The following is a 16,430-nucleotide window of genomic DNA, read 5'->3' as shown; positions in this document are numbered from 1 at the left end:
CTGCTCAAATCTTAAGGGAGCGTAGTAGTTAAGTACAAACCTGTTATGAAAGGTTTATTTGCTGATCCATTCAATATACTTCTGCTGTAGGTGGGCTGTAACCTTCCCCAAGCTACCATTATTAACTGGTTTTCCGTCAATACTTGTGATAGGAACGACTTCCCAAAGGGAGTTTGAAACAAAACATTCCTCGATTTGATCTATGTTAGTTACAGGAACAGCTTCTTCCTTAACTGATAAACCTTCAGCGTGCGCAATCTCCAATAGACGTAATTTGGTAATGCCAGGTAAAACCAAGTTACCATCTGGGTGCGTGTATAAGACACCGTTGATGACAAACCAAAGGTTCGAGGCTGAGGCTTCAGTAAAGTAGCCATTACGTACCAGTAAGGCATCTTCATAACCTTTACGGCGTGCTTCATCTAAGGACAAAATATTGCCTAAAAGACTTAATGATTTGATATTACAATGCAACCACCGCTTATCTTCAACTAAACAAGCTGTTTCGCCCCCCTTTTGCTTAGCGATTGGTCTTTCATAAGGAATAGCGTTCGCCGTTATAACGGGTTTAGCTTCCGCAAAGGTTGGGATACGATGGTTTCGTGGTGCAGCTAGACCGCGTGAAACTTGAAAATAAACTTCCCCATCAATAATTTCTTCAAGCGCGATCAGCTTATCCAAATTTTCTTTAAGGTCTTTTTTTGAGAATGGTAGCTGTAAATGTATTTCCCTTGCACAACGTTCAAGGCGTGCAAAATGCTCTGGGTACATATACATCTCACCATTATAAATCCGTAGTGCTTCATATAGACCATCTCCAAATTGGTAGGCACGATCTTCAATATCAATTTTGACATCTGAACGCTTGACGATTTGATTATTCCATAAAACATGCATTGTGGATCACTTTCCTTTCAGCTTAGGTAGAGTTTTTTAATAACAAAACATTAACTTCAACTAAGTATTCGATTAAAATAGCATAATATAAATTTATACTTAGATTTGTAATAAGTCAATTCTCGATAACTCACTGAAAAAAAGTGAGGTCATGATACTAATCAGCATGATTTGACAACTAATTTAAAATTAGTAAAAAAATAGCTTAAGATGGGGTTCTTAACCCAGTCCCATTATTTGAGATAGTCATCTTTTGAGAATTTAGTATCTTCATATTTACCTTGACCACCATAAAAACGGTTATAACGTTGCTTAAATTTCCGAAAAAGATAGATAACTATTACTTTAACTAAACAATAGATTGGAATTCCGAAAATAACACCCACTAAGCCCATTAAATCACCCATAACTAATAAAACTAATAGTACCGTTATCGGATGCAGTTGTACTTTGTTCCCCATCACACGTGGAACAACTAATTCACCATGTAAAAATTGAATTACAAACCAAACGACCACGAACTTAACTGCCATCATCAATGAACTTTGGAAAGCCACGATCAAACCTGGAATAAAGACAGCAAAAGGTCCAATATAAGGGATAATACATAAGATTCCTGCAGCCAGCGCAATGGCACCCGCATAATTAAGCCCGATTAAAAGGAACGCTGGCCAATATAAAATCCCAAGTATAATCGATGCTACAACTTGTCCCTTGAGATATCCACCGATTTGTTGATCGATAATCTTGAGAAACTCATTAAAATCCTTTCGAAAAAGTGGTGGCATCATTTTTTTGACAAAGACATAAAACTTTTCTTTATCTTTCAACAAGAAAAAGGCTACGATTGGACCCGTTAGCAAAGTTAAAAAGGTGGTCGTAACGGCAGAAAATACTCCACCAAAACCTTTGATCCCGTCTGAAAAATATTTAGTACTAAAACCGCTCCCCTTACCACTGCTTAAGTCAATTGAGCTTACTAATTGATTGATCTCACTTGTAAACGGTAATTTTTTAGTGGCAGTATCAAAATTACGTTGAAAATCCTTCAAAATATCTGGAAAGTGTTTAAATAATTCAATTGCTTGATCTTGTACTAAAAATAAGAGCTGAATTCCACCAACTGCTAACAGGACAAGAATTAAAACATAAATTGCCGTAATCACCCATGTTCGTGAGAGACTTTTCTCTAACAGCTTTACAAGTGGGTTTAGTAGATAGTAAATAACTATCCCAAAAATAATCGGCGGCAAAACAGTTCCTGCAATGATACTGACCGGCTTAAAAATAAATGATATTTGGTTAAACAGTAAGATGATAACTGCAATTAAACCTAGTGTCATTAGTGTAAAAATCAGGTTGTTTCCGCCTAAGAATTGAATCCATTTAGTCTTTTTCATTCTCCTACCCCTTTAGCAGAACATACGGCTGTTAATATAACCTGTACTGCTTTTTATAGTGCTACAACCTCATTATAACGGAATATAACTTAAGCTAGTAGTTTTTGCACCTTAAGCATCTAAAGTTACAGCAAGTAAAGTGAACCCCCTGAGTTTGAATTTACTCCAACTCAGGGGGTTCACTTCACAGAGATAAAAGTTAGGTTTTTTATTAGAGACTAGAATCTTTTTCATTAACCAATTGTTGGTACACTTTTGTAGTGATTAGATAAATACAGAGATAGCCACCTGTTAAAACAGCTAATGTCATGATCCCGACACTTGTAAAGATCCTCGTATTATACATTGAGAAAAGAGATAAAATACTTTTAAGCAGTGGTATACAAACAATAAAATGAATTGTTGCACCAATGATTGGCAACATGAATACCATCGATACTTGACTGCGAATAGCTTTTTTAGTTTCAGCTTGACTTAGACCAACTTGCTGCATGGTTTGAAACCTTCTTCGATCAGCGTACCCTTCGGAAAGCTGTTTGTAGTAGAGTATTAAAGCTGTTGCAAAAATCAACGTGAGGCTCACTAAAGAACCAACAAAAAGTAAGGCACCGAAAAATGAGCTGAAAAGATTTTCTATAATAGGTGCTGCAGAGTAGTCTTCATTGGGAAACTTTAGTTTTTGCTGCAAAGAATTTGCAAATTTTAATTGATTAGCCTTAGTTCCTCCTATGTTGAAACCAGTAACATTCAATTTTGGTTGGGGATTGATCTTCTCACCCACAGCTTCATTTGCTGTCACTATAAAAAGTGGTTGAAAAGTGGAATGCCGGTAATTAAAAGCCATCTTAAAATTAGTTATTTTTTTTACTTGGTAACGTTGTCCATAAATAAAAAGATTTTTTTCATTAAACTTTTGAGAAGCCTCATATAACAGTATCTGATGAGGCTTTAGCTTTAATTTAGTTCCCTGAAGACGATTATAATCATCAATCGTTAGCGTAGTTAGTTGATGTGTTGCGTTCATAATGGTGCTTTTCTCGAAGTGATTTCCTTCTATACTTCCTGCAGTTGGCATAGAAATGATCATTTGTTTCTTAGCGCCTACAGAAAGATGATAATAAGCAGCCGTTTTAGCAATCGTTTGCTTTTGTTCATCACTCAACTTGTTCTTAGTTGTGAACACGATATCGTAGGGATTCCACGAACTGATTAGTTTATTCTTGCCGACATACAGACTTAAAGTCCCGACCATAGTAACTAGGATCGAAGTACATAAAAGACAGATTGATGCTAACCCTGCTCCATTTTGCTTCATACGAAAAAGCATCCCTGATATTGAAATGAAATAGTTAGGTTTATAGTAAAGCTTCTTTTGTTTCTTTAGCAATTTTAGAAAACTGATACTGCCAACGATGAAGAGGAGATAGGTCCCAATTACAACTAAAGCAACGGCGAGCATAAAGCTGGTCAGTGCTTGGCTACTGGGCTTAGTCCTAATTGATATCCAGTACCCCCAAGCAAGGATTGCTAAGCCGAAAATAGCTAGCATTTTTTTAGCCCGTGGTTCCTTCTCACCTTGAAAAGACTGATTCCATAAATGGATAGGATTAACCGCGTGGATACGATAGAAATTATATAAAAGTAACGCTAAAAAAATTATTCCAAAAATACCAATAATCAATAAAGCAGCTTGGGGTTCAAAACTATTAAGTGATTCTTTAAGATCCAATAATTTTTGAAGAACTAAAAAGGCAAGTTTTAGAAAAACAAAACCGGTTATTACCCCTACTATCAGACTAAAAATATATAATAAGATCGTTTCAAGCAGTAGGATCCACCGTAAATCACCATTGCTAAGTCCAATCATATTATAAAGGCCTAATTCATTACCACGCTGTTTCATCAAAAAACTGTTAGCGTAAAAAATCAGAAAAACTGAGATCAAGGATGTAAAAAAAATAGCAACCGTTGTTATTTCAATTGTAGCAGCCCCTAACGGCATTGACTTTAAAGTCCTATTCAAGACAATATTCCAAAAAATAAAGTTGATGGCAATAAGTACACTGCTGGCCAGAAGGAACGGACCATACTCTTGTTTATGGTGTGTCACACCATGCCACGCCAGTTTTAAATGAATCATACTATCTCTCCTTACTCGTCAATGCTGCTAAACTTGTCATAATTTTTTGTAAATATTCTGCTCGTGAATGATCTCCTTTGAAGATTTCATGGTAAATCTGACCATCCTTGATAAACAGTGTCCTTTTTGAGTGACTAGCCGCTGCTGCACTATGTGTTACCATAAGGATCGTTTGTCCTTGTAAATTAACTTTTTCAAATAGTTGCAATAGTTTCTCTGTATTATGTGAATCAAGTGCTCCTGTTGGTTCATCAGCTAAAACTAGATCTGGTTGTGTAATCAAGGCACGTGCCGCGGCAACTCTTTGTTTTTGTCCACCCGAGATCTCATAAGGATATCGTTCTAATAGATCCCCTATTTCGAGTTGTTTAGCTAGTGGCTGTAAGCGTTGCTGCATTACTGTATATTTTGTTTTAGCGAGGACTAACGGTAAAAAGATATTGTCCCGATTATTAAATGTATCTAATAAATTGAAATTTTGAAAAACAAACCCTAGATGTTCACGCCTAAACTTAGCTGTTTGTTTCTCTGGCAGTTTATTTAAATCAACACCATTCAACATAATATTCCCACTAGTTGCCTTATCTAAAGTTGCGATAATATTAAGCAAAGTTGTTTTACCAGCACCCGATTCACCCATTATAGCTACATACTCACCCTTATCTACAGTAAGTGAAATATCTTTTAAAGCTGGTACCTGATTCTTACTATCATCCGCAAAAACACGGCGGATATGTGTTAGGGCTAAAATATTCATCTAAAACACTCCTTTATTTCTATCTAGTAATATTATAAAAGGTCTCTATCGTTATTTAATAGTTACAACAACGATAGAAACCTTACAATTTGTTATTTAACAGTGTCTTACCTTTTCCCGCGGAAATTGCAGGATCGCACTAGTTCCTTGCTTAAGCTGTGATTTCAGTACTAACTTTAACCCAAGTAAATTGCTGATACGTCGCGAAATATAGAGCCCCATCCCTGTGGCTGAGCCATGTTGGCGTCCGTTTTCCCCGGTAAAACCAGGTTCAAAAACACGCGGTAGGTCGCTTGTGTCAATCCCGATACCAGTATCACTGATAATTATTTTATTATCCCGCCACTTAATCGTGATCGTTGTTTGTGTCTTTGAGTACTTTAAAGCATTCATTAGTAGCTGCTCTAGAATAACCGCGATCCACTTAGTATCCGTTAAAATAGCATCGTTTGTAATATCCAGCTGAGGTGTAATCTGCTTTTTAATAAAAAAAACGGCATATTTTTTTATAATTACGTTAAGTAGCTCATCTACTGTACACCATTCGAAAACTAGATCGTGATTAAAATCTGCTAGGCGTTCATAGGTCAAAATTAAATCCAACTGATGGTAAGCCAAAGCAACTTGTTGTTGAACATCGATACTTGCTACTTCATTTTCATTTTCTGCTAACAGGCTTAACGCTGTCAGTGGTGTCTTTACCTCATGACTCCACATAATTAAATAGTCTCGATGCTGTTTAAATTGCTCCTGTACACCATTCTCAACCTGAAGTCTTTGTTGCTGAACTTGGTTAAAAGCATTGCTAAACGCCTTTTCAATTAAACCGTGAGGATCGTTTATAGTAAGTACTTGTCCTTGAGTACAAGCTTTTTTTAGATTAGCCAATAACTTCTGTTTATGATAAACGCGATAAATCAGGAATAAAATAAAAGGAATTAAAGTAAATCTAATTAAATCAGCAATTAACATTAGATTGATGTTATATAAATAAGCTAATATGGCTAGAAAACCTGTAGACCCAAAATAAAAGATGCAAGAAGGCCACTCCGACCAGATGCTTGTGCCTATATTTTTAGATAAGTTAACTTTCATTGCATTACCAACCGGTAACCATGACCTCGTTCAGTTATTAGATTCTCTTTGAGAGCTACTACGTCTAATTTGTTTCGTAAACGACTAAGATTAACATTTAATGCATTTTCCGTAATAAACAGACCGCCTTGCCAGATATTTTGCATTAGTCGTTCTTTTGAAATTGTTTTATTTAAATTTAATAAAAGCAGTTTCATCATAATACCTTCAGTTGGTGTTAACCTTACCGTTTGTCCTGCGCAACTTAAAGAATTAGTCAAGACATTAAGTTGGCAGTCTTTCACAGTGATAACTTTTTCTTGTAAATCGGCTTCACTTGAAACACGGCGAAGAATTGCCTGGATTTTTGAAATCAATACAGCTGATGAAAACGGCTTAGTGATATAATCGTCTGCTCCCGTCGCAATCGCTCTAACTGCATTAGGATCCATCTCAGCCGCAGACATAAAAATGATTGGAACAGTAGAGATATTTCTTATTCTTGCTGTCCAATAGAAACCATCGTATGTTGGTAGAGTAATGTCCATTAGAACCAGATCAGCAGCAAAATTTGAAAACTCCTGCATAATATTTTGCCAGTCAGAAACTTCCTTAACCTGGTATTGCCATTTCCTTAATTCTTTTTTGAGCGAGCTTAAAATTGACTCATCATCTTCTATCACAAATATTTTTGGCATAGATTAAAACTCCTTTTTTATGTAGAAAAGACTTAACCATTTTTTTAATTCAATAGTTTATAATAACCATGAAGTTAATCGAATAGCAACTATTCCCTTAAAACACGACTGTATTATTCTATAAACGGTGTCTCTTATTTGTGGAATTATTGAACTTGATACCTGCAAACAATGTTAAGGTTAATGACTCAAATCGATTAATTCAAATGTTTAGCTATCTTAACTAAAAAAGCAAGGCAATAGATCAAAAAAGCTTTTGATCTATTGCCTTGCTTTAAATTCCATTATTCTTTCAAATACCTCTCAACAGGTGTATTCTATCTTCATTTTAATCTTTAAGCTAGTGTAGCTGTAGATTCTTTTTTAGCAGCTTGAGCTTGAGCTGCTTGACCTAAAAGATTTAAATAATTAAACGGACGGTCAAAGGTTGGCTGGAACAGCATATCAACCATTGCCAAATCATCAATCGTATTCTTATTCTGGATACATAGCGACAATAGGTTGGCTGATTGTGAAATATCATATTTACTCATCAAGGCACCACCTAAAATACGTTTAGTTGCTGCATCATAAACAAGTGACATCAGAATTGGAGTTGTGGAAGGCATGAATTCAGGTCGGTAATTATCTTCAAAGATAACCTGTTCTGCATCAATCCCTTGTAATTTAGCAGCTTCTGCTGTTAAACCAGTTGCACATATTGCAGTTCCATAAAGTGATAACCCTGAAGTGGATTGTGTTCCAATATAGCGTACTGTTGGTTTTTTTAGATTTTTACCGACTAAAATTCCTTGACGAACAGCGTTAGTTGCTAATGGAATATATGCATTTTTACCAGTTGGATTGTAGTGAACGGCAGCACTATCACCCGCAGCTAAGATATCAGGTTCTGAGCTACGCATATAGTCATCAGTAATAATTGCTCCATTAGGTGTCATTGCGACCTTCCCAGCTAATAAACCAGTATTTGGTCTGAATCCGATACAAAGAATTGCTAAATCAGCTGTAATCGTCTTTTTATCAGTTTCAATTTCTATTACATCATCTTTTTCAACAAATTTTTGAACAGATTGTCCTAATTCTAGCTGGACTCCATGTGATTTAAAATCTGCTTCAATTCTATCTGTAAATGCTGCATCAAAATACTTAGGCATTACTCGTGTTTGAGCATCAATTAGACTAACTTCATGCCCCTTTAATGAATATGCTTCAACTAATTCAGCCCCGATGTAACCAGCACCAATTACAGCGATTTTTTTAACTTTTGGGACACGCTCAAATAATTCCTGCGCATGTGTCCAGTTCTTGCAAAGCATGACTTTATCACTCTTAATACCAGGAATATTAGGGACAATTGGCCACGAACCTGTTGTCATAACTAACTTATCATAATGTTCGGTTGTCACTTCATGTGTTGTTAGATTTTCAACTTCCAAGATGTGTTCTTTAGGGTCGATCGTTTTTACATTATGCCCTGATTTGATCGTAGCCCCTAATCCTTTCAATTCTTCAGGACTAGAATAAAATAGCCCTTGTGGATCTTTTACCTGCCCACCTAAATATAAAGCGATTCCACAAGATAAGAAAGAAATTTCACTATTACGTTCAAAAACAGTAACCTCAGCATCCTTGTAATCGCTTAATATTTGTTTGACAGCAAATGTTCCAGCATGTGTACATCCAACAACTACGACTTTCATAAATAATCATCCTCCTGCATTTAATAGTACTTAACCTCATGCTCATATCTGAGCATTTCAATAGTTACATTGTACACAAACTTAAATTGTTAAACAAGTTTTTTGCACTAATTTAATATATTTTCTTAAAACTAGTACCGCGATAACTAAAAAAGACTGAACAGAAGTCTTCTCCTGAATCAGTCCGTTATTTAGCTAAAACAATGTCTCCATATATCATTCACTTTAAACAGTAAGTGCAACAATCCCGATCATAGCGATCGTAAGTCCAATCAGAGTTAGTAATAAACGCTTTTGCTTCATTTTATTTTATTCATCCCTTCAACTGTCAAGTCATCTCAGAACACGGGTAATATAACAACATCTATTCAATTTGTCAATTTAGCCAGATCCGTAGTAATACTGATGGATCCGAGTAATTGCTCGTTATTTATTAATAACCATTTTCTAACAATGTTGCAAAAGTTTGCTGACTAATTCCAGGCGCTACTCGTACTCTTGAGAGTGAATACCAGCCCTGATCAACGGATGCTAACCCTTCGTTTGTAGTTAACCCAACCTTATAGCCTAGATGATTAGCTAGCCTTATCGTTGTTTGGTTATAGCGCCCAGCTGGATAACAAATCATCTGCGTATTTTGTCTTAAGTTAGTATCAAGCCACTTCTTAGAATTGGCAAGTTCTTGCATCTGAACATTTGTCGATAACTCATTCAGATCCAGATGCTGCACCGTATGACTTTGAAAGTCAACTAACCCGCTGTGCCGCATCACTTTTGCATCATCAAGTGTAAGATGATTGGGCTTTTGATCAAATCCAGTAATGTAGTTAATTGTTGCATGCAGATGGTACTTCATTAGAATCGGAAAAGCTGCTGTATAGTTATCTTTATACGCATCATCTAAAGTTATCCAGACCACTTTTCTTTGTGGTAAGGAATTAGTTGCAAAAGCTCTAATAGCTTCATCTGTAGATAATGTATAGTAATGATTAGCCTTTAAATACGCCATCTCTTCTTCAAACTGTTTTGGTGGAACTCGTAATGCATTACCGCTGGAGATACTATGATACATCAAAATCGGAATACGACACTTTTGTTTGTAGTGAACCCACTTTTTAGCCTTATGTGGTTTAACCTTGTTTTTGTTAATACTAAGTTTTTTAGATTTTAAACTTTCACGTGTTTTAGTTTCATTATTCTTAGTACTCCCTTTACTCGAAGTCATTGTACAACCTGCTAATAGCAGTAAACATACTAAAATACTGACTTGAATAAGGACATACTTAGATTTACTTAATCTCAAATAATTCAGCTCCTCAAAGTTATTACTTAATTCATTTTAACAGCAATACTCTTAAAAAGAGCCTAAAATTAAATCACTCTAATTTTATTTAACCTAAAAAAATATAAAATTAGCCTATATAAACAATAAAGTAATATCCTTTTTATTGAGCACTGTTTTCATGTGCTAACTTGGTAGCTAATTCTTTCTCTATTTCTGTGTTCCGTTTTGAATCATTTACTTGCGGGATCTTATAACCCATAAAATATGGTGAAACAACAAACCGTGGCACTATTTTAGCGACAATTTGACTATTGATATAATAGAAAAAAAGATTGTATGAGGTACATCTACCTTTGAAATAATCATTTAAAATATAGTTGACAACAGTTTGTACTATATCGGCGAATGGTTCTATCTTCTCTGCATCCAGTAAAATAATATTAAATTCTGTAAAACCAGCAATTGGATAAGCTGAAATATTTATTTTTACTCCATGATCTTTATAAAACATATGTCCTGTAAAATTTTGTTTCCTTATGTTTGCGTAGGCATCAATTTTGTTTAAACCGACAATTTGCATATGTGGATGCCTTAAACTACCGCCAGAATATGGTCCAAAATTTTTATACATCAGAACACTTTTATACTTTCCAGAATCAATTATTGTTTTCCAAGCCTTCAAGGCAAAGTTGAAAATAGCTCGATTTTTAGAACGTGGGTAAGTTGAAATATCTCCATCATGTTCTGCCGCTTCAATGATAACCGTTTGGTATGTTTCATCCAAAGTTCGATATTTATTTTCGAGCCAGATTCGATCCTCTTCTTCTGCTAGAATTCCAGCTAGGGTTTCACGTTGACAAAAGGGACACGCATTATTAGTGTTAACCACATTCTCAGGTTTATTCGATGCTACTTGAGGATGGAAAACGAGTTGAGCTATTTCTGACAATATAATTTTCTCCCTCTTAGGTACTGTTTATTTTAATTAGTTTAAACCTCTAAACGTAGACGCAGCATATCTCTTAAACGTAGTTTATTTTCAAAAATCGGTTCGGCGTAATGTTTAATAAAGAAATCTGTATCAACACCATAAATTCTAAAACCATTTTTTTGATACAAATAAAGCTGTCCTAAACTTGTACTTCCAGTACCTACCTCAAGTATTGTATAGTGATTTGCTTTAGCCCATGACTTGGCATATATAAGCATTTGCTGACCTATTCCCTGCTGCCGTCTTGTCTTAGTAACCGCAATGTTTACGATCTCAAGCGTCTCAGGTCTTGTTGGTAAAAGTAACATGATTCCAACAAGTTCCCCTGCTACTTCAGTAACTATGCAAGTACTTCTTTGGGCATAGTCTGTAATAAGCTTACGCGATGGGTCTGCCTCTAGTAGTAATTGATAATGTATATCATCTAAAGATTGAATCTGTTTGAAAGATAGCTTTTCTTCCATAGCCCTAGGCCCTTTCCTAAAAAATTCCAGCTTAATAACTGTCAACAAACTGTAAAAAACGTCTATCCCAGATTTTTTCATAAAATGCAATGGTCTTTGCTGCCGACATAAATTCATTATCCCATGTAGTTGTCATCTGATGGCTCATTAAAAGCTGATATCCAAGGCCATGTGCAAACTTGACCGTTGCATCAATACAATATTCACTCTGTGCTCCACAAAGCTCTACTTTTGTTACTTTTAAATTTTGCAACAGTCTATTTAAAGGGGTTTGAAAAAAACTGTTAGCATGCATTTTGGCTACAAAATAAGCAGTTGCTGGAACTGGGATCTCAGGAATCAGTTGCCATGCAGCTGATCCTTTCAGTAACGTTTCATTTTCATGTTGTACAAAAATAACTGGATGATCGGCTGCTGTATACCGTGCAATCCGCTGAGAGACTTTCATGCGAAGTTGTTCTAGTTGATAAATATCTGCCTTATTTTGATGACAGACTCCATTTTGAAGATCAATAACAAGTAATGCATCACCCAACATTTTAAATTCCTCCTGATTAAGTAAAGGCAAGTGTTTATAAGTCCAGTAATGATTGAACATCATTAATGAGGTATGTTGGGTTCTCATTGGCTAATAGGTTACTAGCATGTGCTCCCCACGTAACACCGCACGTTGACACTTCCGCAGCTAATCCCATTTGTAAGTCATATATTGCATCACCGATCATAATTGTTTTACTTTTATGTAATTGGTACTTCCCAACAAGGTGATAGATTCCATCAGGAGCCGGTTTATAATGTTCAACTTGATCTGACCCACAAGTAGCTTGAAAGTATTGTAAAATATTTAATTGTTCAAGATTACGGTTGAGTGCAGAGGAATGTTTGCTTGAAAGAACGAACATTTTTTTATTAGATGTAAATAAGCGCTCTAAAACGGATTCTATTCCTGGAAATAAGGTTAGGTTGGCTGTTTCCAATACTTGATAATGAGTACGAAAATCTTTAAGTAATTCATCAAATTCATTATCCGCTAATTTTCTATCTGCCATTTTTTTAAACGAAACTTCAATTGGAACACCCATATAGTATTTAACGGTAGAAGTCGTTGGGAGTGACATTTCAAAGTCCCTAAAAGCTGCTTGCGTTGCTAAAACAGCTGTTTTACCCGAATTAGCCAGTGTTCCGTCAAAATCAAAAATATAATTTTCCATTTTTCCTCCTGCTAATAAAAAAGGATTGCAGATTAAAAAGTTCAAGTTGCAATCCTTAAATATTATAGTAAAAAGACTATTAAACTTAATGCCCTTTATGCTTTTGTAATCGTTTCACTTTTCTTTGTTGGTACTGCAGCTGTTTTTGTTCTTCATGCACTTTTTTTATGTACTTTAACTGCATGTTTCTTGGTACGGTACTGTTTTTGCAGTGTTTGTTGTGCCTTAGTCCCCTTAAAGACTTTCTTGATAGCTTTACGCGCTAAGCGCTGGCGTCTTTTAGGGTTAACTCGGTGTAAAGCCAGCGACGCATCTTGCTGCTGCTCATAAAACACTAAATCTTGATAATGTGTTAGTAGATAAGAATAGATAAACCGTGTTTTAGGAACCGCGGTCCCAAAATTAACTTGTGCAACACGATAAGAGTGCACCGTTTCTTCTTCAAAAATACCATGATAAAATGGTGGTTCATAACTAATCGTTAAACTTCCTTTTATGCGTAACATAAAAAGCCGCTCCCTCCTTTTTGGTACTGATAGCTGGACAACCAAGGAGGCAGGTTACTGACTAGTTTGTTAAGCTGCTAAAAACTAGTGTCTGGACTACCGACCAGACCGTGTTTTTACTATCTTATTCAGTATACCAAATTATCTTCATACTTTAAATTACTTTTTTTTGATATTTCTATTAATTTTTTGGATATCATGCTTTGCTTTTAACATGCTGATAAACCATAAGAAAACGTAGATAATAACGAATATTATCGTAAAGAAAATAAAGACTCCCCATCTAAGTGGAAACCACCCCGCAAGGATCGCTAGTGGAACAAATCCAACAAAAGTCACTATAAAGTGAGTAACAGTTTGTCTTGTGATACTCCAGTTCTCTTTAGTAAAAATTAAACTAGTTGTCGAAAATAAGATACCCATTAATGCCCATAAAACAATTGAAACTGCTATTGCATTGAGTGGATGCTTAAACATTTCAGTAAAATATGGTGCAGAAGGAACATAGTTCTCAAGTCGATAAATATAAGAAAAAACAAGTGATATTAATAACCCGATAGTTATGCCTTGTGGAACCCCAGCAGCTGCTACTATAAATATTCTTTTTTTCATTATAATTTCAGTCTCCTTTTTAATTCTTTCATAAATCGTCGTGAAACTAACGCTGTTTCATTATTATCTAGTCGAATTATAATCGTCCCCGTTGAAGTCATCTCAAGATGATCAACAAAATTAAAATTAACTATCTCACTGCTTGAAACTTGAATAAATGGTTCAGGCAGTTCTTTGACTAATTGATAAATTCGCTGCTTAACTTTAAAGCTCCCCTGCTTTGTACTACAAAAAACATATTTATTCTCTGTGTAAAAACGGCTGATGTGTTTCAAATCAAGTGGTGCTGCAATCCGTTCTTTATATCCCCAAATGAAAGTCAATTCTTGTTGTAAATTAGCTGCGATATCTTGATGCCAAGGTTCAATCTTCTTCAAGAAGAAATCAACATGTTCTTCTTGTTCCGAATCAATATAAAAGTTAACACGCATTCTCATTTCACCCCCTTCATTTCAATTTTAGTATACGATAACCGAGTATCTTTAACATGCTAAAATGATAATTGGACTTAGATTAAAGATCAACGGTTGTAAACAGATCCCTACTAGTCTGATTATCATTCTTAGACTATGCTAAAATAAGTCTGCAGTGCTGTATAAATATTATGTTCACTTAATGAATTTATCTGTTCAAGAATAACTTGAAGCAATAAGGTTCCGTGTCTCAACAACCATTTTACACGGAGTATCGATAGACAAAATAAACAGCGACTAGATCAATGAGTTTCCTTTGATCTAGTCGCTGTTTATTTTATTCTTAGATTATTATTAAGTACTAAACATTACGTTTGCGGAAAATTAGGTAACCAAGGAAGAGGAAAATAGCTGTATAAATCAGATTTCCCCAAACCAATTCGGCATTTGACAATCTTGTTAAAGTACCAACAACTGTTGAATTACTTAATTGTGTTGGTAAATTCAACATATTAAGCGGGTTCCATTTAACCCATTCCCACTTATTAATTAGCATAAAGAGCAGACTTGAAACAATGCTAGTTGCAAAATAACCAACAATTCCAACTGAAATAGCGGCTGCTGAGCTTTTGAAGACATTTGCCAACAAGAGAACTAAACTTAGTAATAACCACAAGCCAACAAAGTTTCCCGCGTAGGTAACTAAAGTGGTGTGCATGATGGATTGATCATTGGAATAAAGATCAGTTAAACTAAATTTTGAATTGAAAAGTACTAGTTTTAAGATAATAGAAAAAATAAATGATAAAACATAAAAGTATAGTGAATAAAGGAACATCGTAATCCACTTACTTGCTAAAATCTGTCCCCGATAATATTTGCGGTAAAGTAATTCTTTAACCGTTCCATACTGGAATTCCATCGCAATAATTGTGCTACAAGCTGCGATCATAAAGAACACGACCCATGAGAGACCACCGTAGGCAGCAATAAAATCACCTTTAGGATCTGAAAAACTAGGCTGCAATTTACTAAAAATTGCAAAAATAGTCATTAACACTAATAATGCAATTGTCCCGATAAGTGTGCTTCTTTTATGAATTAATTTAAAAATCTCTTGCCTTATTAAAGTTACCATCGTTCTACTCCTCCACCTGCTTATTATCCAAAAGATCCAATAATGACGTCTCTAAGTCGCTGTGTTCGTGTTGAACATCAATAATATTGACTCCATGGTTACTTAGTAATTGGATCAGACTTGCTAATTGATCATCACTTGTCTTCTTAATTCTTATCTCGGTTGTTTGTTCTAATTTAATTCCTTCGTCAATAAATACCTTACGTGCTTTCTCATCATCAGAAGTTGTTAGAACTAAATAATTTCCGTTTGAATCACTTAAAGCTTCCATGCTGGTTTGTTTAATAATCTTACCATCGTCAATTACGACGATCTCATCAACCAACTTTTCCAGTTCGCTTAATATATGACTTGAAATTAAAAAGGTAGTGCCTGCCTTAGTCAATTGGAGAATTAAATCACGTAGTTCCTTTGTTGCTTTAGGATCCAATCCATTCATCGGCTCATCAAGTATCACGAGTTTAGGTTTATTTAAAAGTGCTAATGCTATTCCTAGTTTCTGCTTCATCCCCAGTGAATAGCCCTTGGCTTTGCGGTCAATGTATGACTCGATATTCAGTTTCGTAATAATATTTTGAATGTCTTCTTTTCGAGTAGTCTCATTATCAGCAAAGAGCTCTAGGTGCTGCCTTCCTGTTAAGAATGGATATATACCTGGATACTCAATCAGCGCCCCAACATCACTTAATGGTTGATGATGCACTATTGAGATCCGTTCACCATTAACCAAAATATTACCACTTTGAAAATCAAATAGTCCTAAAATAGCCTTCATGATAGTTGTTTTACCTGCACCATTAGGTCCAACTAAACCTACAATTTTACCTGGTTGAACATTAAAAGAAACATCTTTTAGGACTTTTTTTGAACCAAAAGACTTATTTAGTTTTTCGACAGTTAAAATGTCGTTCATAGCTACTTCCCCTTTATCTATGTAATGATGACATACTGCTAAAATAATAATTATTATCTCCTGTCATCATTGTGCATATTATTAATAATCTTCAAAAAGCAAATATTGTCTAATATATATCAGCTTTTTATAAATTAATTCACTTTAATCTTTTTTCATGTTATTGAAAAAAACGCTTAAAGTCAAGTTGATTATTTATGCTAAAACTCTTTTTGATAAGCTTAACATTAT

General features: G+C 35.1%; 17 protein-coding genes. All 17 read right to left on the bottom strand.

Translation table 11 applies throughout. The annotated features are described in order from the left end of the window. Positions 1-54: 54 nt before the first annotated feature. The 17 genes from dat to FC81_RS05695 all read right to left on the bottom strand — a co-directional run bounded on the left by dat (position 55) and on the right by FC81_RS05695 (position 16,199). The gene (gene dat / locus FC81_RS05775; protein WP_057744152.1) at positions 55-897 is read right to left on the bottom strand and encodes a D-amino-acid transaminase; all 843 of its coding nucleotides are present in this window, start codon (positions 895-897) and stop codon (positions 55-57) included. Positions 898-1,130: 233 nt separating this feature from the next. Further along, positions 1,131-2,297 (bottom strand): AI-2E family transporter, encoded by a 1,167-nt coding sequence (locus tag FC81_RS05770; RefSeq protein WP_057744149.1) that lies wholly within the window; start codon positions 2,295-2,297, stop codon positions 1,131-1,133. 211 nt (positions 2,298-2,508) lie between these two features. Further along, positions 2,509-4,437, bottom strand: coding sequence for an FtsX-like permease family protein (locus tag FC81_RS05765; RefSeq protein ID WP_057744147.1), 1,929 nt, complete (start codon positions 4,435-4,437; stop codon positions 2,509-2,511). Position 4,438: 1 nt separating this feature from the next. After that, a complete protein-coding gene (locus FC81_RS05760) occupies positions 4,439-5,194 on the bottom strand; it encodes an ABC transporter ATP-binding protein (RefSeq protein WP_057744144.1) in 756 nt (251 codons plus the stop codon). A 96-nt stretch (positions 5,195-5,290) separates the two neighbouring features. Beyond that, positions 5,291-6,289 (bottom strand): sensor histidine kinase, encoded by a 999-nt coding sequence (locus tag FC81_RS05755; RefSeq protein WP_057744141.1) that lies wholly within the window; start codon positions 6,287-6,289, stop codon positions 5,291-5,293. Continuing rightward, positions 6,286-6,966, bottom strand: coding sequence for a response regulator transcription factor (locus FC81_RS05750; RefSeq protein ID WP_057744138.1), 681 nt, complete (start codon positions 6,964-6,966; stop codon positions 6,286-6,288). The genes FC81_RS05755 and FC81_RS05750 overlap by 4 nt, the downstream gene beginning before the upstream one ends. A 335-nt stretch (positions 6,967-7,301) precedes the next feature. Further along, the gene (locus FC81_RS05745; RefSeq protein ID WP_057744134.1) at positions 7,302-8,666 is read right to left on the bottom strand and encodes an FAD-dependent oxidoreductase; all 1,365 of its coding nucleotides are present in this window, start codon (positions 8,664-8,666) and stop codon (positions 7,302-7,304) included. A 433-nt stretch (positions 8,667-9,099) separates the two neighbouring features. Next, positions 9,100-9,891: a polysaccharide deacetylase family protein gene (locus FC81_RS05740; protein ID WP_083478771.1), complete on the bottom strand. Its 792-nt coding sequence runs from the start codon at positions 9,889-9,891 to the stop codon at positions 9,100-9,102. A 220-nt stretch (positions 9,892-10,111) separates the two neighbouring features. Continuing rightward, positions 10,112-10,900, bottom strand: coding sequence for a DUF4931 domain-containing protein (locus FC81_RS05735; RefSeq protein ID WP_235804639.1), 789 nt, complete (start codon positions 10,898-10,900; stop codon positions 10,112-10,114). Positions 10,901-10,941: 41 nt separating this feature from the next. After that, positions 10,942-11,406 carry a GNAT family N-acetyltransferase gene (locus FC81_RS05730; protein WP_057744127.1) on the bottom strand — a complete coding sequence of 155 codons (465 nt, stop codon included), beginning with the start codon at positions 11,404-11,406 and terminating at the stop codon, positions 10,942-10,944. 31 nt (positions 11,407-11,437) lie between these two features. Continuing rightward, positions 11,438-11,944 carry a cysteine hydrolase family protein gene (locus tag FC81_RS05725; protein WP_057744125.1) on the bottom strand — a complete coding sequence of 169 codons (507 nt, stop codon included), beginning with the start codon at positions 11,942-11,944 and terminating at the stop codon, positions 11,438-11,440. A gap of 34 nt (positions 11,945-11,978) precedes the next feature. Beyond that, the gene (locus FC81_RS05720) at positions 11,979-12,617 is read right to left on the bottom strand and encodes an HAD family hydrolase (RefSeq protein ID WP_057744122.1); all 639 of its coding nucleotides are present in this window, start codon (positions 12,615-12,617) and stop codon (positions 11,979-11,981) included. Positions 12,618-12,769: 152 nt separating this feature from the next. Further along, entirely contained in the window at positions 12,770-13,123 is a 354-nt protein-coding gene (locus FC81_RS05715) for a YjdF family protein (RefSeq protein ID WP_057744119.1), read from the bottom strand. A gap of 159 nt (positions 13,124-13,282) precedes the next feature. Continuing rightward, positions 13,283-13,735 carry a DUF3021 domain-containing protein gene (locus FC81_RS05710; protein ID WP_057744116.1) on the bottom strand — a complete coding sequence of 151 codons (453 nt, stop codon included), beginning with the start codon at positions 13,733-13,735 and terminating at the stop codon, positions 13,283-13,285. Continuing rightward, the gene (locus FC81_RS05705) at positions 13,735-14,166 is read right to left on the bottom strand and encodes a LytTR family DNA-binding domain-containing protein (RefSeq protein ID WP_057744113.1); all 432 of its coding nucleotides are present in this window, start codon (positions 14,164-14,166) and stop codon (positions 13,735-13,737) included. The genes FC81_RS05710 and FC81_RS05705 overlap by 1 nt, the downstream gene beginning before the upstream one ends. A 343-nt stretch (positions 14,167-14,509) precedes the next feature. After that, positions 14,510-15,286 (bottom strand): ABC transporter permease, encoded by a 777-nt coding sequence (locus FC81_RS05700; RefSeq protein WP_057744110.1) that lies wholly within the window; start codon positions 15,284-15,286, stop codon positions 14,510-14,512. A gap of 4 nt (positions 15,287-15,290) precedes the next feature. Next, positions 15,291-16,199, bottom strand: coding sequence for an ATP-binding cassette domain-containing protein (locus FC81_RS05695; RefSeq protein WP_057744108.1), 909 nt, complete (start codon positions 16,197-16,199; stop codon positions 15,291-15,293). Between the last annotated feature and the right edge of the window lie 231 nt (positions 16,200-16,430).

The organism is Liquorilactobacillus capillatus DSM 19910 (assembly GCF_001434915.1).
In the GTDB taxonomy this organism is placed as follows: domain Bacteria; phylum Bacillota; class Bacilli; order Lactobacillales; family Lactobacillaceae; genus Liquorilactobacillus; species Liquorilactobacillus capillatus.
This window is presented reverse-complemented; position numbering and strand designations above follow the sequence as displayed.